This window comes from Crystallibacter degradans, assembly GCF_012952295.1.
Lineage (GTDB): Bacteria > Actinomycetota > Actinomycetes > Actinomycetales > Micrococcaceae > Crystallibacter > Crystallibacter degradans.
This window is the reverse complement of record NZ_JABBCH010000011.1, coordinates 65,464-85,376: the sequence shown is the minus strand read 5'-3', so window position 1 is coordinate 85,376 and position 19,913 is coordinate 65,464. Positions and strand designations below refer to the sequence as shown.

Here is a 19,913-nt window from a genome sequence, read left to right as displayed (position 1 = left end):
AGTTCGGGAGATTCTGAACGTCACTACACGAATCATCGAGTCGAAGCCCCACCAACGGCTAAACGCTGATGGGGCTTCCCCTCGTTAAGGGCTTGTTACGCCGGCTCTCCAGCTGCGGCCAGTTCGACGCCGGAGACCGCCAGTTCACCGTCCGCCTCCGTGAGCTTTAGCTCACTGGCGTTGCCTGCCGCCTTCAGATCGCCCAGACCGGCTTCCAGCTGTGCCATCTGCTTCGCGGACCCGCTGATCAGAGCGGTCACGACCTCGGTGCGCTGCTTGACCTTGGCCTCGGACTTGGCCTTCCGGATGCCGCCGAGGGCAAGACCGACCGTGCCGAGTAAATCCTTGTCGGCGTCCGCGGCGATACCCGACAGCGCCGCCGTCGTCGGCCATTCGGTGCGGTGGACGGAACCGGCGCGCCACCATCCCCACACTTCTTCAGTGGCGAACGGCAGGAAGGGAGCGAAGAGCCGCAGCAGGGCGTCCAGGGTTGTGGCCAGCGTGGCCAGCACACTCGCCTGCTCTGCATCCCCGGCACCGCCGTAGGCGCGATCCTTGATCAGCTCGACATAATCGTCGGTGAAGGACCAGAAGAAGCTCTCGCTGATCTGGAGCGCCCGGGCGTAGTCGTACTTCTCGAATGCCGCGGTGGCCTGCTCGACCACATCGGCCAACTGGCCCAGCAGCGACTTGTCCAGCGGGTTGGTGATCACCGATGCGTCGGAGGAGATGACCGACGTTTCGGTGGCCCCCAAATTCAGCACAAACTTGGAGGCGTTGAGCAGCTTGATGGCCAGCCTGCGGCCGATCTTCATCTGCGCGATTTCATAGGCCGTGTCTGCGCCCAGCTTGGCCGAAGCGGCCCAGTAACGCACCGCGTCAGCACCGAACTGCTCGAGGACATCCGTAGGAACCACGACGTTGCCCTTGGACTTGGACATCTTCTTGCGGTCCGGGTCCAGGATCCAGCCGGAGATCGCGGCATGCTTCCACGGTGCGCAGTTGTTGAGCGCGTCCGCGCGCACAGCCGTGGAGAAGAGCCAGGTCCGGATGATGTCGTGGCCCTGCGGACGCAGGTCGAACGGAAAGACCTTGCCGAAGAACTCTTCGTCGCGGCTCCATTTGCCCACGATCTGAGGGGTCAGCGAGGAGGTGGCCCAGGTATCCAGGACATCGGCGTCCCCGGTAAAGCCGCCGGGAACGTCGCGCTGGGATTCGTCGTAACCCGGGGCTGCTTCCGCGGCCGGATCCACCGGCAGCATCTCGTCAGCCGGCAGCACCGGATTGTCGTAGTCCGGGTTTCCTGCGGAGTCCAAGGGGTACCAGACCGGGATCGGAACTCCGAAGAAACGCTGGCGGGAGACCAGCCAGTCACCGTTGAGGCCTTCGATCCAGTTCTCGTAGCGGGAGCGCATGAAGGACGGGTGGAACTCGATGTCCCGACCGCGGCCGATCAGCCGCTCCCGGCGTTCTGCGTCGCGGCCGCCGTTGCGGATGTACCACTGGCGCGACGTGACGACTTCGAGCGGCTTGTCGCCCTTTTCGTAGAAGTTGACCGGATGGGACATCTTCTTCGGCTCTCCGTCCAGCTCTCCGGCTGCGTCCAACAACTCGACAACCTTTTCCTTGGCGGAGAAGACGGTTTTGCCGGCGATCTCGGCGAAGTTGGCCTTACCCTCGTCCGAAGTTATCCACTCCGGCGTCTCGGCTGCGATTCGGCCGTCCCGTCCCACAATGGCCCGGGTAGGCAACTGCAGTTCACGCCACCAGGTGACGTCTGTGAGGTCGCCGAAAGTACAGACCATGGCGATGCCCGCGCCCTTGTCGGGCTTGGCCAGCGGGTGGGGTTTGACCTCTACCTCGACGCCGAACAACGGGGATTTCACCTTCGTGCCGAACAGCGGCTGGTAGCGCTCGTCGTCGGGGTGGGCGACGAGTGCCACACACGCGGCCAGCAGCTCGGGCCGGGTGGTTTCGATGTGGATCTTCTCGCCGGCCGGCGTTTCGAAGGCGTAACGGTAGTACGCACCGGGCATTTCCCGGTCTTCGAGCTCCGCCTGGGCAACGGCAGTGCGGAACGTGACGTCCCACAGCGTCGGGGCTTCGGCCATGTAGGCGTCACCGGCGGTCAGATTGGCCAGGAAGGCACGCTGGGAGACGGAACGGGAAACGTCGTCGATGGTCCGGTAGGTCAGTTCCCAGTCGACGGAAAGGCCCAGCGTGCTGAAGAGGTTTTCAAAAACCTTCTCGTCCTCGACGGCGAGTTCTTCGCAGAGCTCGATGAAAGTCCGCCGGGACACGACGTCGAAATCACGCTGGTTCTTTGCGGGCTTGGCCGGCGGCTGGTAATCGGGGTTGTACGGCACGGACGGATCGCAGCGGACACCGTAGAAATTCTGTACGCGACGTTCGGTAGGCAGGCCGTTGTCATCCCAGCCCATCGGATAGAAGACGTTCTTGCCCTGCATGCGCTGGAAACGGGCCAGAACGTCTGTCTGCGTGTAGGAGAACATGTGGCCCACGTGCAGCGAACCCGACGCGGTCGGCGGGGGAGTGTCGATCGAGTAGACCTGTTCCCGGGTAGTGTCCGGGTTGAACTTGTAGGTTCCTTCCTCGCGCCACCGCTGGGTGAGGACAGCCTCGAGGCCTTCGAGGGCCGGCTTGTCGGGGACATTTACGGTTGCGGGCGTGTCTGTGCCCGATTCATGTTCAGCCATGGGGGTCATTCTCCCATGACAGCGGGAGCAGATTCATATCCGACGTCCGGGCCTGCTGGCATGGCTTCTGTCGGAAGCACGCCGTCCGGCGTAGCATGCGGCTATGGGAAGCATCCGGATCAAACGCATCTATCAAGAACCTGATCCAGCGGACGGATACCGGGTTCTGGTGGACCGACTGTGGCCGCGGGGCATCAAGAAGGAAGACGCACATATTGACCTTTGGCTCAAAGACGTCGGTCCCTCTGACGGGCTCCGCAAAGAGTTCGGCCACGATCCGAAGAAATTCGATGATTTTGCCCAGGCCTACCGCAAGGAGTTGCAGCAGTCGGACGCTGTCCAGGTCCTGATCGATGCCGCCGGGGAACATGACTCGATGACATTGCTCTTCGGTGCCAAGGACGAGGAGCACAACCAAGCAGTTGTGTTAAACGCGTACTTAAACGCGCGATTGAGCACCTGACCTGTTTACGCTGGTCCTGTGACTAAACGTGCAGTAGTGACCGGGGCGAGTTCAGGCATTGGCAAGGCATCGGTGAAGGCGCTGCGTGACAGCGGCTGGGACGTGATAGCGGTCGCACGTCGAGCGGAGCGGCTCGAAGACCTGGCCGCCGAAACCGGAGCCACCGCATATGCCGCCGACATTACCGATGCTGCCTCCGTGGACCGTCTGGTCAAGAATGTGCTGGCAACCGGCGGAATCGATGCGCTGGTCAACATCGCCGGCGGCGCCTTCGGCACGGACTCGATGCTTGAGGGCAAACTGGCCGACTGGGAGCACATGTACAACGTCAACGTCCTCGGCACGCTGCGCATGATCCAGGGATTCCTCCCGGCACTGCGCGAAAATGGCGAAGGTTCAGTGCTGCTGCTGACGTCGACGGCGGGACTGGCCGCCTACGAAAACGGCGGCGGGTACGTGGCGGCCAAGTTCGCGGAGCACTCGATGGCGAACACGCTGCGGCTCGAAGAGGCAGAACACAACGTCCGTGTGATCGAGATTGCCCCGGGTCTGGTCCGCACCGAGGAGTTCTCGCTCAACCGGCTCGGCGGTGACCGGACCGCAGCCGACAAGATCTATCAGGGCGTGGACAAGCCCCTGGTAGCTGCCGATGTGGCCGACGTCGTCGCCTATTCGCTGAATCTGCCGCATCACATCAATCTGGACCAAGTGGTCATCCGGCCGGTCGCGCAGGCAGCGGCACACAAGCTGATCCGGCGCTGAAGCGGGCACCCGGCCGCCGATGTTTCGACATTGGAGCCCGCAGCCATCTAAACTGGAAGGCAACAGCTTGGACCCGGCCATCACCGGTGAGCTTCCGGAAGAACGGTTCCGTGCCAACCGGCGCGGCACCCAGTAGAACCGGACGGGTAAGCCCGTCACAGCAGTGAATGAGGGGCTGCCCCTTCAGGTTCCCGTGAGGAGCCCGGGGAGGTCAGCAAGTGAGGTGGTACCGCGGGTTCCGCTCCCGGCCGCCGGGCGAGTTGAGACAACTGGCACGGCTGCTTGGTTCAGAGCACGTCCTCGCAGGAAGTGTCCACGCTTGCTAGCTGTCTTTCCAGGATGACGAATATGCCCCAGATTTATCCCAAGGCCACCACCGCCGGCGCAGCCGCTGCCCAGAGCTCCCCGAAGTTCCCGGAGATCGAGGAACTGGTGCTCAAGTACTGGAAAGAAGACGGCACCTTCCAGGCCTCCATCGACCAGCGCGACGCCGGCGAGAACGGCGCCAACGAGTTCGTCTTCTATGACGGCCCGCCCTTTGCCAACGGCCTGCCGCATTACGGCCACCTGCTGACCGGCTACGTCAAGGACATTGTCGGCCGGTACCAGACCCAGCGCGGCAAGCGGGTTGAACGCCGGTTCGGCTGGGACACCCACGGCCTGCCCGCCGAGCTGGAAGCGATGAAGCAGCTCGGCATGACCGACAAGCAGCAGATCGAAACCATGGGCATCGACAAGTTCAACGATGCCTGCCGCACTTCCGTGATGAAGTATGCCAGCGAGTGGCAGGCCTATGTGACCCGCCAGGCCCGCTGGGTGGACTTCGAGAACGACTACAAGACGCTCAACGTCGAGTACATGGAGTCGGTGATCTGGGCGTTCAAGCAGCTGCATGAGAAGGGCCTGACCTACAGCGGCTACCGCGTGCTGCCGTACTGCTGGAAGGACGAAACGCCGCTGTCCAACCATGAGCTGCGCATGGACGACGACGTCTACAAGAACCGCCAGGACCAGACCGTCACGGTGACCTTCCCGATCGTCGCGGGTGAAAGCGCGCTCAGCCGCGAGCTGGTTGGTGTCAACGCCCTGGCCTGGACCACCACGCCCTGGACCCTGCCCACCAACCAGGCCCTCGCCGTCGGGCCTGAAATCGTCTACGCTGTGGTCCCTGTTGGGCCCAACGGCAGCACCGCCGAGGGGGAGAAGTTCCTCATCGCGCAGGACCTGCTGGCCAGCTACGCGAAGGACCTGGGGTACGACGACGGCGCTGCCGCGGCCGACGCTGTCACCGCCACCTACACCGGCGCCCAGTTGGATGGCCTGCAGTACGAGCCGCTCTGGGACTACTACACGGACGCCGAGAAATGGGGTACCGGGACGTCCTGGCGCTTCGTCGTGGCGGACTACGTGACAACCACTGACGGTACCGGCCTGGTGCACCAGGCCCCGGCCTACGGTGAAGATGACCAGAGGGTCTGCGAAGCCCACGGCATCCCCGTCATTGTTTCCGTGGACGAGGGCGCCAAGTTCCTGCCCTACTTCAGCGAGGGGCCGCTCTCGGAGATCGCCGGGCTGCAGGTCTTCGAGGCCAACAAGCCTATCACCCGTGTCCTCAAGGCCCAGGGCCGGCTGGTTCGCCAGGCCAGCTTCGAGCACAGCTATCCGCACTGCTGGCGCTGCCGGAATCCGCTGATCTACCGCGCCATCTCCTCCTGGTACGTCGAGGTCACCAAGATCAAGGACCGGATGGTCGAGCTGAACCAGCAGATCAACTGGATCCCGGACAACGTCAAGGACGGACAGTTCGGCAAGTGGCTGGAAAATGCACGCGACTGGTCCATCAGCCGCAACCGGTACTGGGGCAGCCCCATCCCGGTGTGGGAATCGGACAACCCGGACTACCCGCGCCAGGACGTCTACGGTTCGCTGGCCGAGATTGAAGCCGACTTCGGCCGGCTGCCGCTGAACGAGGCGGGCGAGCCGGACCTGCACCGGCCCTTCATCGACGAACTCACCCGGCCCAATCCGGACGACCCCACCGGCCAGTCCACCATGCGCCGCGTGGAGGATGTGCTGGACGTTTGGTTCGATTCGGGTTCGATGCCGTACGCCCAGGTCCACTACCCGCACGAAAACCAGGACTGGTTTGAGCACCACAACCCGGGTGACTTCATTGTCGAGTACATCGGCCAGACCCGCGGCTGGTTCTACACCTTGCACATCCTGGCTACCGCGCTCTTTGACCGGCCGGCGTTCCGCAACGTGATCAGCCATGGCATTGTGCTCGGTTCGGACGGGCAGAAGATGTCCAAGAGTCTGCACAACTACCCGGATGTCTCCGAGGTGCTGGACCGCGACGGTTCCGACGCGATGCGCTGGTTCCTGATGTCCTCGCCGATCCTGCGCGGCGGCAACCTCATCGTCACCGAACAGGGTATCCGTGACGGCGTCCGCCAGGTCATCCTGCCGCTGTGGAACGTGTGGCACTTCTTCAAGCTCTACACGAACACCGCGGACAACGGTGCCGGCTACGAGGCGAAGTCCGTTGCCGGCGACACCGCCCGGATCGAGTCCCTGGACTCGCTGGACCAGTACATCCTGGCCCACACAGGGGACCTGGTCCGCTCCATCACGGAGAGCCTGGACAGCTACGACGTCTCCGGAGCCTGCGACGCGCTGCGCGAGTATCTGGACACGCTGACCAACTGGTACGTGCGCCGCAGCCGCCAGCGGTTCTTCGACGAGGACCAGGACGCGTTCGACGTGCTCTTCACCTGCCTCGAAGCGGTGTGCCGTTCCGCGGCGTCGCTGCTTCCCCTGGTGACCGAGGAAATCTGGCGCGGCCTCACCGGAGGCCGTTCGGTGCACCTCGCGGAATGGCCCGACGCCGGTATGTTCCCCGCCAAGGAGGATCTGGTCACCCGGATGGAGAGCACCCGGATTATCTGCTCCGCGGGCTCCAGCCTGCGCAAGGCAGCGAACCTGCGGGTGCGGCTGCCGCTGTCCGAACTGACCGTCGTCGCTGCCGGTGCCGAAGAGCTGGCCGGCGGATACGAGGACATCATCAAGGACGAGCTGAACATCAAGTCCGTCCGCCTGATCGACGCCGGTACCGCTTCCCCCGAGGAGTTCGGCATCGAGCAGAAGCTGGTGGTCAATGCCCGGGCCGCAGGCCCGCGGCTGGGCAAAGACGTCCAGACCGCCATCAAGGCGTCCAAATCCGGAGATTGGTCCGTGGACGACGCCGGTACGGTCACCGCGGGTGGGCTGGAACTCCAGCCGCAGGAATACACGCTGGAGACGGTCGTGACGGACAGCGCCGGTGGAGGTTCTGCCTCGGTCGCGGTGCTGCCCGGTGGCGGTTTCGTGGTGCTGAACACGGAAGTGACCCGCGATCTGGAAGCCGAGGGTGTGGCGCGTGACTTTGTCCGTACCATCCAGCAAGCCCGCAAGGACGCCGATCTGGTGGTCAGCGACAGGATCCGCACCACAGTCAGTGCGGAGCAGCCGGTGTTGGATGCCTTGGGCATGCATGAGTCGTTGGTTTCCGAAGAAACACTGACCGTCGAGCTGGTGCTGGTGCCCTCGGACAACGGCCAGGAAGTCACTGTCGAGAAGGTCGAGGGAAAATCATGAGCGACGAATTCGGCGTAGAGAGTGTCTACGCAGAACTGCTCAGCCGTGCTCCGGAAAACAAGATGGAGCCACGGATGGAGCCCCTTTACCGGGCCATGGAGATCCTGGGGGAGCCGAACAAGGCGTTCGCCAGCATCCATCTGACCGGTACGAACGGCAAGACGTCCACGGCCCGCATTATTGAAGCTGGACTGCGCGCCCATGGTCTGCGGACCGGGCGCTATACCAGCCCGCACCTGACCAAGGTGACCGAGCGGATCAGCATCGACGGTGAGCCTGTGAGGGACGAGACCTTCGTGCGCATCTGGGATGAAATCCGTCCCTACCTCGAAATCGTTGATACCGAACTGGCCGCTGCCAGCGAGCCGCGGCTGACGTATTTCGAGTGCGTAACCATTCTGGCCATCGCCGTTTTCGCGGACGAGCCGGTCGAGGTGGCGGTCATCGAAGTGGGACTTGGCGGCATCACGGATGCTACCAATGTGATCGACGGCCAGGTTTCCGTCATCACGCCGATTTCGCTGGACCACACGGACCTGCTGGGGGAGACCACCGAAGAGATCGCGTTGGAGAAAGCCGGGATCATCAAGCCCGGCAGTTTCCTGATCAGCGCGGCCCAGCCGGCCGATGCGGCCCAGGTGCTGCTGGAGAAAGCCCAGGACGTGGGCGTGCCGTTCCGGTTCGAAGGCGTCGAATTCGGCGTCGAGTCCCGGCTCATGGCCGTCGGCGGACAGCAGCTGACCATCGCCGGTCTGGCGGGACGCTACGAGGACCTGCTACTGCCGCTGCACGGGGCGCACCAGGCGCAGAATGCCGCGGTAGCCGTGGCCGCCCTTGAGGCGTTCCTGGGCGGCGGCGTGAAGGAACTGAACATCGAGCTGCTGCGCGAAGGGTTCAGCCAGGTGACCTCGCCGGGCCGCCTCGAAGTGCTCCGGACCGCGCCTACCGTGATTGTCGACGCGGCCCACAACCCGGATGGCATGCGCGCGACGGCGGCCGCAGTGAAAGAGGCCTTCAACCTCTCGCGGCTGGTGCCGATCGTCGGTGTGCTGCGGGAAAAGGATGCCATCGGTCTGCTCGAGCAGCTGAAGGAACACCTGGGCGATCTGGTGGACGAGATCTGCGTGACGGTATCCAACTCGCCGCGCGCCATCCCGGCGGAGCAACTGGCGGAAGATGCGATGGCCGCCGGCTTTGCCGAGGGTTCCATCCACGTGGCCCAGAAGCTGGACGACGCGATTGAGTGGGCGGTGGAACGGGCCGAATCACAGAACGACCTTGCCGGCGGAGTCCTGATCACGGGGTCCATCACCTTGGTGGCCGACGCACGCATACTGTTGGGGAAATAACACATGGCGAAACTGACAAAAGCACAACGTGAATGGCGTCCGGACATGCCGAAGAAGCGGCGTTCCATCAAGGTCATGTTCGCCTCGACCGTGCTCCTGCTGGAGGCCTTCGTCGTGTTCTTCGGGACACTCGTGGCTTTCGGGCTGCACAAGGACCGCTTCCCGCAGCCGGTGATTCTCAGCGTCGGTATTGCGCTGGCGCTGGTGCTGGTTCTTTGCTGCGCGCTGCTCCGCAAGCCGGCCGGAATCGCCCTGGGCTGGATCCTGCAGCTGCTGATCATCGCCACGGGATTCGTCGAGCCGATGATGTTTGTTGTCGGCGTGCTGTTCGCGCTGACGTGGTGGTACGGGATCAGGACGGGCATGCGGCTGGACCGGGAGAATGCCCAGCGCGACGCCGAGCAGGCCGAATGGGAACGGACCCACCCGCAGGACGGGCCAACGCCCGGCCCGGAGGCATCCGGAAACTAGCCCCGGCCCGTTCGCATAGGATTGAACGGGCTCTCGAGCCAGAACTGAAGCGATTTGAGGAGAAGAAAACGTGAGCGTTGAACGCACTCTTGTACTGGTCAAGCCGGACGGTGTGACCCGCGGGCTGACCGGAACCATCCTGACCCGGGTGGAAGCCAAGGGATACAAGCTCGTCGAGCTGAAACTGGTCAACGCAACCCGTGAACTGCTGGAGCAGCACTACGCCGAGCACGTCGGCAAGCCGTTCTACGAGCCGCTGGTGGAGTTCATGCTTAGCGGGCCGGTTGCGGCAGCTGTCTTCGAAGGGCAGCGCGTGATCGAAGGCTTCCGTTCGTTGGCCGGATCCACGGAACCGACGGCGGCGGCACCGGGGACAATCCGCGGTGATCTCGGACGTGACTGGGGCCTGAAGGTCCAGCAGAACCTCGTCCACGGCTCGGATTCGCCTGAATCCGCCGAGCGCGAGATCGGTATCTGGTTCAGCTGAACCTCCCGCAGCCGGTCTCCGGCCGCAACGGCAAAGGCCGCGTACATCCTCGCCGGATGTGCGCGGCCTTTGCCGTTCGGGTTATCGGCACCTCACTGCCGCCTGCCTCAGCCGCCGAGGAACACGTTCATAAAGCGGATGAAAACGCTCGCCGCAGTGGCTACCCAGAGGATGATCGTCAGGGTCCACGCCCAGTCGCTGGCGAAGGCAACCACGCCAGCCGGCGCCTTGATCACCCCATGCACCAGGTTGCGTACGGTCACCATAACGAACATCGGGATCATCATGGCCCAAACCACTATGCAGTAGATGCACAGGATAAAGATGTCGAACAGGGCCTGGCTCCACAGCCAGACCACGAAGATGAATCCCAGCGTCACTCCGGCCTGCAGACCGATCCAGTACCAGCGGCGGAGCCGGGCGCCGGCGAGCATCGCCATCGCCGTCGTAATCGGAACGGCAAAGGCCACGATCCCGATGAACGGATTCGGAAACCCGAAGATCGCTGCCTGCCAGGTCTTGAAGACTTCGCCGCAGGACACCCACGGATTGACGTCGCAGCTGGTGATGTGGCTCGGGTCTACGTAGACGGCCAGCCGCTCCAGGACCAGGATGGCCGAGGCGATCCAACCGACGACGCCGGTGGCGAGCAGGAGCCAAGCGAAAGGTTTGTGCCGCGAATGTACCGCCACGGCGCTGTCAGGCCGATGTCCGGCCGGGACGGTTTCTTCGCCGGATTCGGCGTGGGCCGCGTGGTGGTTCACCGGGCTCCTCTTCCATTGGGGGATGTCTGGGACGATTCTAACCGCTGCAGAAGCGGCAAATGATAACGAAAACCGGGCCCATATGAGAGAATGGCTCTTGGCTGGTAATGGAACCACATGCCACTACCGGTCCAGCGACAGGCTTCCAGGTTTGTCGGCGATGCTTCCGGTGTCGGAGCCCATCATCCGGATGGGCCCTGCGGAATCCGCCAGATGACCCTACCGATGAAGAGAATATATGCGGTAGTAGGAAAAGCGCCGCTGGTCCCTGAGTGTACCGCGCCCCACAGTTGGCGCGAGCTCGGGAGATACGACAAGGACTTCCGGTGACGGGTGGCCACGTGGCCCGAAGGATAACCGGCTACTTTCCTTGGCGGTGCCGGAATGTGGCCGGTGCCTCCATGGGCTGGAGTGCAGTAATAAATGGATAATGAACAGGTAAACCCGGCAACATCCGATCAGTCGGATACTTCCGGAGCAGCGGGCACCGACAGCGCCGCCGCAATCGCAACACCAGAAGCAACCGAAACCACGGCCAAGGCGCCGGTCAAGCGGGCCACCCGCGCCCGACGCAAGCCCGCGGTGGAAACAGCGGAGGTCCCGTCGACAGCCGGGGAAGAAGCCGCACCGGCGAAGACCCGTGTGCGCCGGACCCGCAAGACGGCATCGGCCCCGGTCGACGAAGATTCAGCAGCGGGCGTCACCGTGCCGCCCATGCCGACAGACCCTCCCGCCATGGCCGCCGCCGATGCAGTTCCGGCAGGAGAGACGGCAGCAGAGCCGGCTGACGCGGCTGAGGCCAAGACGCCGCGCAAGCGCAGGAAGGCACAGCCCCGGACCGAAACACCGGAGGTTGCCGCGGACAGCGTGGCAAGCACGCCCTCGCAGGAAACTGCGGTTGACGCGGCACCGGACACTGCCGCCGCTAGCACCGACACCGACACTTCCGCGGGCACCGACGCCGCGAGCACCGACACCGGCGTAGAGTCCGCCGCAGGCGCCGGGTCCGGGACTGTATCGGCGCCAAGTGAAGCGGATTCCTCCGAAACCGCCGAGCCCGCCACGCGTTCCCGCACCCGTGCCCGCCGGACGGCGGCTCCGAAGGCCGCGCAGGAGAGCCCCGCCACGGCCGACCTGGATGCGTCCCCCACTGATGCGTCCGCCCCAGCTCCGTCCACGGAGCCGGTTTCCGGCCAGGCGCCGGAGAACGCACCCGCGGCAGAGGAACAGCCAGAAGAGGACAACGAGCCGGCAGTGCTGAGTCCCTTCGCCGTCCCCGAATCGCCCGTACAGGTCCTCTTCCACGCACCGGATCTGACCGCTGTCCGCCCGGTCCGTCCGGCCGCCGCAGAGGAAGAGGCGGACGAGGATGAAGAAAGCGGCCGCCGCCGCAGCCGCCGGAACCGCCGCAGCAAGGGCCGGAACCGCGCGGACGCCGTCGAAACCGGCACCGAGACCGAGACAGAGACCCAGGGTGAAGATACCGAAGAAGGGCCGGCGGAGTCCGGCGACGGCGTAACTGCCCGCCGCCGTCGTCGTCGGCGCCGCGGCGACCAGGATCTCGAACTCACCGGCGGGCAGGACGACGATCCGCCCAACACGGTGACCCGCGTACGCGCTCCCCGTCCGGTCAGCGAGACCCCGCCGAGCGACAAAGTCTCCTCGGTGAAGGGCTCCACCCGCCTCGAGGCCAAGAAACAGCGCCGGCGTGAATCGCGCGAAACCGGCCGGCGGCGCCAGGTGATTACCGAGGCAGAGTTCCTGGCCCGACGTGAATCCGTAGACCGCCAGATGATTGTCCGCCAGCGCGATGACAGGATCCAGATCGGTGTCCTCGAAGACGGGGTGCTGGCCGAGCATTTCGTGTCCAAGACGCAGCAAGACTCCCTGATCGGCAACGTCTATGTCGGCAAGGTCCAGAACGTGCTGCCCAGCATGGAAGCGGCGTTCGTTGACATCGGGCGCGGCCGCAATGCCGTGCTGTACGCGGGTGAGGTCAACTGGGAAGCCGCCCATCTGGAGGGCCAGCCCCGCCGGATCGAGAACGCGCTGAAGTCCGGCGACTCGGTGCTCGTCCAGGTCACCAAGGATCCGGTGGGCCACAAGGGCGCACGCCTGACCAGCCAGGTCTCGCTGCCCGGACGCTTCCTCGTCTACGTGCCGGGTGGGTCCATGACCGGCATCTCCCGGAAGCTGCCCGACGTGGAGCGCAACCGGCTCAAGAAGATCCTGAAGGAACACGTTCCCGACGGCGCCGGCGTTATTGTCCGCACCGCGGCCGAAGGCGCCAGCGAAGAAGAGTTGATGAACGACATCAACCGGTTGCGCGCGCAGTGGGAAGGGATCGAACGCAAATCGACCTCCAACAAGACGCTGCCGCCGGAACTGCTCTACGCGGAGCCTGACCTGACCATCAAGGTGGTCCGCGACGTCTTCAACGAGGACTTCTCTAAGCTCATCGTGTCCGGTGAAGAGGCCTGGGACACCATCGAAGCCTATGTGACCTACGTGGCACCTGACCTCGTGGACCGGCTGGAGAAGTGGACCGGCGCAGAGGACATTTTCGCGGCCAACCGGATCGACGAGCAGATCCACAAGGCCCTCGAACGCAAGGTCTTCCTGCCCTCCGGCGGCTCGCTGGTTATTGATCGCACCGAAGCCATGACCGTAGTAGACGTCAATACCGGCAAGTTCACCGGTTCCGGCGGCAACCTCGAAGAGACCGTCACCAAGAACAACCTGGAAGCGGCCGAAGAAGTTGTCCGGCAACTGCGCCTGCGCGATATTGGCGGCATCATCGTCATCGACTTCATTGACATGGTGCTCGAGGCCAACCGCGATCTGGTGCTGCGCCGCCTGGTGGAGTGCCTGGGCCGGGACCGTACCAAGCACCAGGTAGCCGAAGTTACGTCCCTGGGCCTGGTCCAGATGACCCGCAAGCGGATGGGTACCGGGCTGCTGGAGGTCTTCGGCGAGAACTGCGAGCATTGCGGCGGCCGCGGCGTGGTCACCCATGACGAACCGCTGGAGCACCGCCGTGCCGCGGTGGCTGCCGAGCATCATCAGCACCTTGTCCGCGCCGAAAAGCCGGGGCGGCCGGAGAAGCCGTCCCGCAGCGAAAAGCGCCGGAGCAAGAGCCAGAACAACCAGGGCACTGCGCCCTCGGCGCCGGAAGCTATTGCGGAACCGGAGCATGAGGACGACGCCGAGCGGCAAGCCAAGGCGCAGGCGACCCGTGCCGCACTGGCGTCTATCGCAGCGGCAACCCACGCAGCCCACGAGGCGGAGGAACACGAGGCTGCGCTCAAGGCAGAACCGGCTGCGCGCAAGGCAGAACCGGACGCCGCCCCCGAGGCTCCGGTCTTGACCATCAACGGCGAAAAGGTTGTGCTGCCCCGTGCCGAGCACAGCCCGGTGGCGGCCAGTGAGGAGCCGGCCCTGACTCTGGCGAGCCTGACGGATGCCTTCAACAAGGTAAGTCCGGAGACCGTCACGAAACCAGGGCCGGAACCGGAGGCAAAGCCTGAGGCGAAACCTGAGGCGACGGCGCCGCCGGAGCGCCGCGGCCGCCGTCGTCGTGCCGCAAGCAGCCCCCAGGGAGCCGCGAATCAGGCACCCATTGAGCAGCGGGACGGCATGGAGCAGTCCGCGAAGGCTGCCCCGGCGGTTCAGCCGGTCTCCGGAGCGGGCGGCGCCGATGCATCAACGGGCCGTGATGAAGCGGCGGCCAAGCCGGAGGCCGAGAAGAAGACTCCGGTGCAGCCGGTCATTCTGGGAGTCGGAGTTCCTGCGTCGGAACTCTGATCCAGCACTGAGCAATTCCTGCTAATGCATCAGGGGCGGTCCTTTCATGTCGAAAGGACCGCCCCTGATGCATTAGGCTGGCAGCAGTGACACGGGGTGCCGGCGACTAGCCGGCTGAGATTTGAGACCCGTTGAACCTGAACCAGTTAGGACTGGCGGAGGGATGTCGCTGCAGTCTTCGGGCCACAGGCTGGCCAGCTGTGGAATTCTGCCGTGCACGTTCCGCCCTGAGCAGCAACGGAGCAGCCATGACCATTCGAACCACCCCCAGGGTTTTAAGCATTGCCGGCACCGATCCGACCGGCGGCGCCGGGATCCAGGCAGACCTGAAGAGCATCGCAGCGAACGGCGGCTACGGTATGGCCGCAGTGACCGCACTGGTAGCCCAGAACACCCAGGGCGTCCGCTCCGTCCATACACCGCCGCCGTCATTCCTCACCGAGCAGCTTGCGGCGGTCAGCGACGACGTCTGCATCGACGCGGTGAAGATCGGCATGCTTGGTGACAGCGAGGTGATTGGAACGGTAGGGCGCTGGCTCGCTGAGGTGAGCCCCGCCGTCGTTGTTCTGGACCCGGTGATGGTGGCCACCAGCGGCGACCGCCTGCTGGCCACAGACGCAGAGGAAGCGCTGCGCCGGTTGCTCGACCAGGCCCACCTCGTGACGCCGAACCTGCCGGAGCTGGCGGTGCTGCTCGGTGCCGAGCCCGCGGCTGACTGGCAGGAGGCGCTGGCGCAGGGGAGGGAGCTCTCCCGCAGGCATGGCGTCATGGTGCTGGTCAAGGGCGGACACCTGACCGCGGAGGACTGCCCCGATGCGCTGGTGGATGTGAATGGCCGGCTGGCGGGCGAGGTGGTTGAATTCCGCTCCGGGCGGGTGCGGACGAAAAACACGCATGGGACCGGCTGCTCGCTCTCGGCAGCGATGGCCACGGTGCAGGCCCGGACGGGGGACTGGACGGAGTCGCTCAAAGAGGTCAAGGAATGGCTGTTCGGCGCGCTGGTGCGCGCGGACGAGCTGGAGGTCGGGAAGGGCAGCGGGCCCATCCACCATTTCCACCAGCACACGCCGCGTCCGGCGGGCCGGTTCAGCACGGAAGCCTGGGAACGCACCGCAGGCATCCGGGCGGAGATCATGGAGGTGGAATTTGTGCGGTCGCTCGCGGCTGGGACTCTCGATGAACCGCAGTTCGGTTACTACCTGGCCCAGGACGCGCGTTACCTCAATGGCTACTCGCGGGCACTGGCACGGGCCAGCGCGCTGGCGCCCACCGAGCAGGAACAGCTGTTCTGGGCTAAGGGCGCACATAACTGCCTTGAGGTCGAGGCGCAGCTGCACCGCGAATGGCTCGCCGGACGCGACATTGCGCCGGAACAAGGGCCGGTCACCAAGGCGTACGTGGACCATCTGCTTGCCGTCAGCGCTGCGGGGAGCTACGCCGAGCTGGTGGCGGCCGTGGTGCCGTGCTACTGGTTGTATGCGCATGTCGGCAGCGAACTGTATGGCCGGTACAAGTCCTCCGGAGCCGCCGGCCACCCGTACGGCGCGTGGATCGAGACCTATGCGGACGAGGATTTCGGGGAGGCCACCCGGCAGGCCGTGGCAATCATGGACGGGGCTGCGCGGCAGATCCCGGAGCAGGAACGCGAACGCATGATGGCCGCGTTCGAGCATTCGGCCCGCTACGAGCTCCGCTTTTTCGATGCACCGAGGCTTCATGCGTGAGCGGCGGCCGGTGTGGTCGACCTAACAGTGCGGTTCCGCGGCACGCCGCCGAGGCGTCATTTGCAGGAAATAGCGGAAATAGCGTAATCTTGATCTTCGGTGCGAACGCCTTCGAAGGGTAAATCCCGTAGGCGTCACTGCACAGTGCTGACAGGCTTCTTTTTTACCGCCTGTATTCAAAGCGCATAACTGTATTAAACGTCGAGAGAAGTGAGTTCCCAAGTGGTGTACGCGATTGTCCGCGCAGGCGGCCGCCAAGAAAAGGTTTCCGTCGGAGACCTCGTAACCCTTGACCGCGTCCCCGGTGGAGCCGGTAGCACCTTCGAGCTGCCCGCGCTGCTCCTGGTCGATGGCGACAAGGTTACCTCCGCAGTTGATGAGCTGGCCAAGGTCAAGGTCACTGCAGAGATCATTGAGAATCTTCGCGGGCCGAAGATTGTCATCCAGAAGTTCAAGAACAAGACCGGCTACAAGAAGCGCCAGGGTCACCGTTCAGAACTGACCAAGGTCAAGGTCACCTCCATCGCGTAATTGCGGTCGGCAGGCTTCCAGCAGTTTCCATAGACAAAAAAGGTAGGCATAGCAAATGGCACATAAGAAAGGTGCGAGCTCTACTCGCAACGGTCGCGATTCCAACGCTCAGTTCCTGGGCGTAAAGCGCTTCGGCGGCCAGGTTGTTTCCGCTGGTGAGATCATCGTCCGCCAGCGCGGCACCCACTTCCACCCGGGCGCCAACGTCGGCCGTGGCGGCGACGACACCCTGTTCGCCCTCGAGGCCGGCGCGGTTGAGTTTGGTACTCGCCGCGGACGCCGCGTTGTGAACATCGTTGCTGCAGCAGCTGCCGAGTAATTTTCGGCAGTAATTTCAGCTTTCCAGTGAGGCGGGCCGCGGGTCCGCCTCACTGGTGTTTAACCAGACTAGAATCACTGATGGGCACATCCGGTGTGAACCGGGATCACCTGAAGTAAAAGGAGATAAACGTGGCAACTTTCGTTGACCGGGTTGTATTGCATGTATCCGGTGGAACCGGGGGCCACGGCTGTGTTTCCGTCAAGCGTGAAAAGTTCAAGCCGCTGGGCGGTCCGGACGGCGGTAACGGTGGCAACGGCGGCGACGTCATCCTGCGGGTCGACTCGCAGACCACCACCCTGCTGTCCTACCACCACGCACCGCACCGGCACGCCAGCAACGGCGACTTCGGCAAGGGCGATCTGCGCCATGGCAGCAACGGCGAAACGCTGATCCTGCCTGTCCCGGACGGGACCGTGGTCAAGACCAAGGACGGCGAAGTGCTGGCCGACCTTATTGGCGAAGGCGCCGAGTATGTGGCGGCGGCCGGTGGCCAGGGCGGGCTGGGCAACGCCTCGCTGTCCTCGCAGAAGCGCAAGGCTCCCGGCTTCGCACTGCTGGGTGTACCGGGCGACGAGCGCGACATCGTGCTGGAGCTGAAGACCGTGGCGGATATCGCGCTGGTGGGCTTCCCCTCGGCCGGTAAGTCGAGCCTGATTGCGGCCTTGAGTGCTGCGCGGCCGAAGATCGCCGACTATCCGTTCACCACCCTGGTGCCGAACCTGGGTGTAGTCCAGGCCGGCGACGTGCGGTTCACCGTCGCCGATGTGCCCGGGCTGATCCCCGGTGCCAGCGAAGGCAAGGGGCTGGGCCACGAATTCCTGCGCCACGTGGAGCGGTGCGCCGCCCTGGTGCATGTGCTCGACTGCGCCAGCCTGGAAGCCGACCGCGACCCGATCTCTGATCTGGAGACCATCGAGGCGGAACTGGCTGCCTACGCCGTCGACCTCAGCTACGCCGGTGCCGACGGCGCCGTCGTGCCCTTGAACGAGCGGCCCCGGCTGGTGGCGCTGAACAAGGTGGATGTACCCGACGGCAAGGATATGGCGGAGTTCGTCCGGCCCGAACTCGAGAAGCGCGGCTACAGAGTCTTCGAAATCTCTGCGGTCAGCCACGAGGGACTGCGCCAACTGAGCTTTGCCATGGCGGACATCGTCGTGGCGGCACGGCAGGAGGCGGCAGCCGCACCGGCACCGGTCAAGGTTGTCCTGCGGCCCAGGGCCGTCAACGAAGCCGGATTCATCATCCGCAAGGAAGAGAAGAACCTCGAGCCGTTGTACCGGGTGCTCGGCGAGAAGCCGGAGCGCTGGGTCAAGCAGACGGACTTCAACAACGACGAGGCCGTGGGCTACCTCTCGGACCGCCTGGCCAAACTGGGTGTCGAGGACAAACTCTTCAAGGCCGGAGCCGTGCCGGGATCCACCGTGGTCATCGGCGAAGACGACGCCGTTGTCTTCGACTGGGAGCCGACCATGATGGGCGGCGCCGAGCTGCTGGCCGGCGCACCGCGCGGAACAGATATCCGGCTCGACGACTTCAGCGGCCGTCCCACGCGCAGCCAGAAGCGCCAGGAACAGCAGGAGCGGAAGGACGCCAGGGCCGCGGCACGCGCGGAGCTGGAAGCCGAGCGCAAGGCAGGCATCTGGACCGAATCCGTCAATTACAAGCACCACGCCGGAAGCGGGGCCTCGGAAGAAGACGATGAAAGCTAGCGCTCAACCGGCGGACCGTACACTGCTGCGGGCCGCCGGCAGAGTAGTAGTCAAGGTCGGCTCATCGTCGCTGACCTCCGTGGCCGGAGGCATCTCCGAGGACGCGCTGTTGTCCCTGGTGGATGTGCTGGCCGCGCGCCGCAACACCGGCACGGAGCTGATCCTGGTTTCTTCGGGTGCGATTGCTGCCGGGCTGGCCCCGCTGGGACTTGGACGCCGTCCCCGCGACCTGGCCACCCAGCAAGCAGCGGCGAGCGTCGGCCAGGGACTGTTGATGGCCCGCTATACCCAGGCCTTCGGCGCCCACGGCGTGGCAGTCAGCCAGGTGCTGCTGACCGCCGAGGACCTGATGCGCCGCCAGCACTATGCGAATGCCTACCGGGCGCTGAACCGGTTGCTGCACCTCGGCGTCGTTCCTGTGGTTAATGAGAACGACACCGTGGCCACGCATGAAATCCGGTTCGGTGACAATGACCGGTTGGCCGCGCTGGTGGCCCACCTGGTCAAGGCTGATGCGCTGGTCCTGCTTTCCGACGTCGATGCCCTCTATGACGGGCCGCCGAAGGCCGGGGCCAAACGCATCGCCCACGTTGCCGGGCCCGCCGATCTGGACGGGGTCAGCATCGGCCGCACGGGCAAGGCCGGTGTGGGTACCGGGGGAATGGTGACCAAAGTCGAGGCCGCCGCCATGGCTGCGGAGTCCGGCATTCCCGCGCTTGTCACGGCAACGGCCAATGCGGAAGCGGCCTTAGCGGGCGAGGATGTGGGCACCTGGTTCAGCACCAACGGCACGCGCCGCCCGGTGCGGCTGCTCTGGCTGGCACACTTGGCTACCATCCAGGGCCGCCTGATAATCGACGACGGCGCCGTGCAGGCCGTGCGCGAACGTCACCGCTCGCTGCTGCCGGCCGGGATCACGTCGGTCAAGGGCACCTTCGAGCCGGGAGATCCGGTGGAAATCGCCGACTCTGCCGGCCGCATCGTTGCCCGCGGGCTCGTGAACTTCTCCTCCTATGAGCTGCCCCGGATGCTGGGGCGCTCCACCAAAGAGCTGGGGGCGAGCCTGGGGCGCCAGTACGAGCGCGAGGTCATCCACGTGGACGACCTCGTGGTGCTGTAGGGACGGCAGACTACGTAACGCGAAAACGGTCAGGAACTATAACGGCTAAAATCG

At 64.7% G+C, this 19,913-nt stretch carries 14 protein-coding genes and 1 riboswitch; of the genes, 12 read left to right on the top strand and 2 right to left on the bottom strand.

Annotated features, from left to right (window positions below; all coding sequences use genetic code 11):
- Positions 1 to 95 precede the first annotated feature (95 nt).
- The gene (valS, locus tag HGO92_RS16325) at positions 96 to 2,717 is read right to left on the bottom strand and encodes a valine--tRNA ligase (protein ID WP_169996667.1); all 2,622 of its coding nucleotides are present in this window, start codon (positions 2,715 to 2,717) and stop codon (positions 96 to 98) included.
- A 103-nt stretch (positions 2,718 to 2,820) separates the two neighbouring features.
- On the opposite strand from valS, the gene HGO92_RS16320 reads away from it, so the two are divergent.
- The 6 genes from HGO92_RS16320 (at position 2,821) to ndk (ending at position 9,885) form a co-directional block, all read left to right on the top strand.
- Positions 2,821 to 3,180: a DUF488 domain-containing protein gene (locus HGO92_RS16320; RefSeq protein WP_169996665.1), complete on the top strand. Its 360-nt coding sequence runs from the start codon at positions 2,821 to 2,823 to the stop codon at positions 3,178 to 3,180.
- Positions 3,181 to 3,198: 18 nt separating this feature from the next.
- A complete protein-coding gene (locus HGO92_RS16315; protein ID WP_169996663.1) occupies positions 3,199 to 3,942 on the top strand; it encodes an SDR family NAD(P)-dependent oxidoreductase in 744 nt (247 codons plus the stop codon).
- A gap of 348 nt (positions 3,943 to 4,290) precedes the next feature.
- Complete coding sequence (ileS, locus tag HGO92_RS16310) at positions 4,291 to 7,578, top strand: isoleucine--tRNA ligase (RefSeq protein ID WP_440915782.1); 3,288 nt, start codon at positions 4,291 to 4,293, stop codon at positions 7,576 to 7,578.
- Complete coding sequence (locus HGO92_RS16305) at positions 7,575 to 8,927, top strand: bifunctional folylpolyglutamate synthase/dihydrofolate synthase (RefSeq protein WP_169996660.1); 1,353 nt, start codon at positions 7,575 to 7,577, stop codon at positions 8,925 to 8,927. The genes ileS and HGO92_RS16305 overlap by 4 nt, the downstream gene beginning before the upstream one ends.
- A gap of 3 nt (positions 8,928 to 8,930) precedes the next feature.
- Positions 8,931 to 9,398: a DUF4233 domain-containing protein gene (locus tag HGO92_RS16300; RefSeq protein ID WP_169996658.1), complete on the top strand. Its 468-nt coding sequence runs from the start codon at positions 8,931 to 8,933 to the stop codon at positions 9,396 to 9,398.
- Between the two features lie 70 nt (positions 9,399 to 9,468).
- Positions 9,469 to 9,885 carry a nucleoside-diphosphate kinase gene (gene ndk, locus HGO92_RS16295; RefSeq protein ID WP_169996656.1) on the top strand — a complete coding sequence of 139 codons (417 nt, stop codon included), beginning with the start codon at positions 9,469 to 9,471 and terminating at the stop codon, positions 9,883 to 9,885.
- 107 nt (positions 9,886 to 9,992) lie between these two features.
- Here the strand turns inward: ndk and HGO92_RS16290 are convergent, their stop codons facing one another.
- Positions 9,993 to 10,577: a vitamin K epoxide reductase family protein gene (locus HGO92_RS16290; RefSeq protein ID WP_169996757.1), complete on the bottom strand. Its 585-nt coding sequence runs from the start codon at positions 10,575 to 10,577 to the stop codon at positions 9,993 to 9,995.
- Positions 10,578 to 11,072: 495 nt separating this feature from the next.
- Between HGO92_RS16290 and HGO92_RS16285 the strand changes: the two genes are divergently transcribed.
- From HGO92_RS16285 to proB, 6 genes are all read left to right on the top strand, one after another.
- The gene (locus HGO92_RS16285; RefSeq protein WP_169996654.1) at positions 11,073 to 14,453 is read left to right on the top strand and encodes a ribonuclease E/G; all 3,381 of its coding nucleotides are present in this window, start codon (positions 11,073 to 11,075) and stop codon (positions 14,451 to 14,453) included.
- A gap of 82 nt (positions 14,454 to 14,535) precedes the next feature.
- A riboswitch (TPP riboswitch) is annotated at positions 14,536 to 14,634 on the top strand.
- Between the two features lie 67 nt (positions 14,635 to 14,701).
- Entirely contained in the window at positions 14,702 to 16,177 is a 1,476-nt protein-coding gene (gene thiD / locus HGO92_RS16280; protein ID WP_169996652.1) for a bifunctional hydroxymethylpyrimidine kinase/phosphomethylpyrimidine kinase, read from the top strand.
- Positions 16,178 to 16,399: 222 nt separating this feature from the next.
- Positions 16,400 to 16,708 (top strand): 50S ribosomal protein L21, encoded by a 309-nt coding sequence (gene rplU / locus HGO92_RS16275; RefSeq protein WP_169996755.1) that lies wholly within the window; start codon positions 16,400 to 16,402, stop codon positions 16,706 to 16,708.
- Positions 16,709 to 16,763: 55 nt separating this feature from the next.
- The gene (gene rpmA, locus HGO92_RS16270) at positions 16,764 to 17,027 is read left to right on the top strand and encodes a 50S ribosomal protein L27 (RefSeq protein ID WP_169996650.1); all 264 of its coding nucleotides are present in this window, start codon (positions 16,764 to 16,766) and stop codon (positions 17,025 to 17,027) included.
- Positions 17,028 to 17,158: 131 nt separating this feature from the next.
- Positions 17,159 to 18,739, top strand: coding sequence for a GTPase ObgE (gene obgE, locus HGO92_RS16265; protein WP_169996648.1), 1,581 nt, complete (start codon positions 17,159 to 17,161; stop codon positions 18,737 to 18,739).
- Entirely contained in the window at positions 18,729 to 19,859 is a 1,131-nt protein-coding gene (gene proB / locus HGO92_RS16260; protein WP_169996646.1) for a glutamate 5-kinase, read from the top strand. Before obgE ends, proB begins: the two co-directional genes overlap by 11 nt.
- The last annotated feature ends 54 nt before the right edge of the window (positions 19,860 to 19,913 follow it).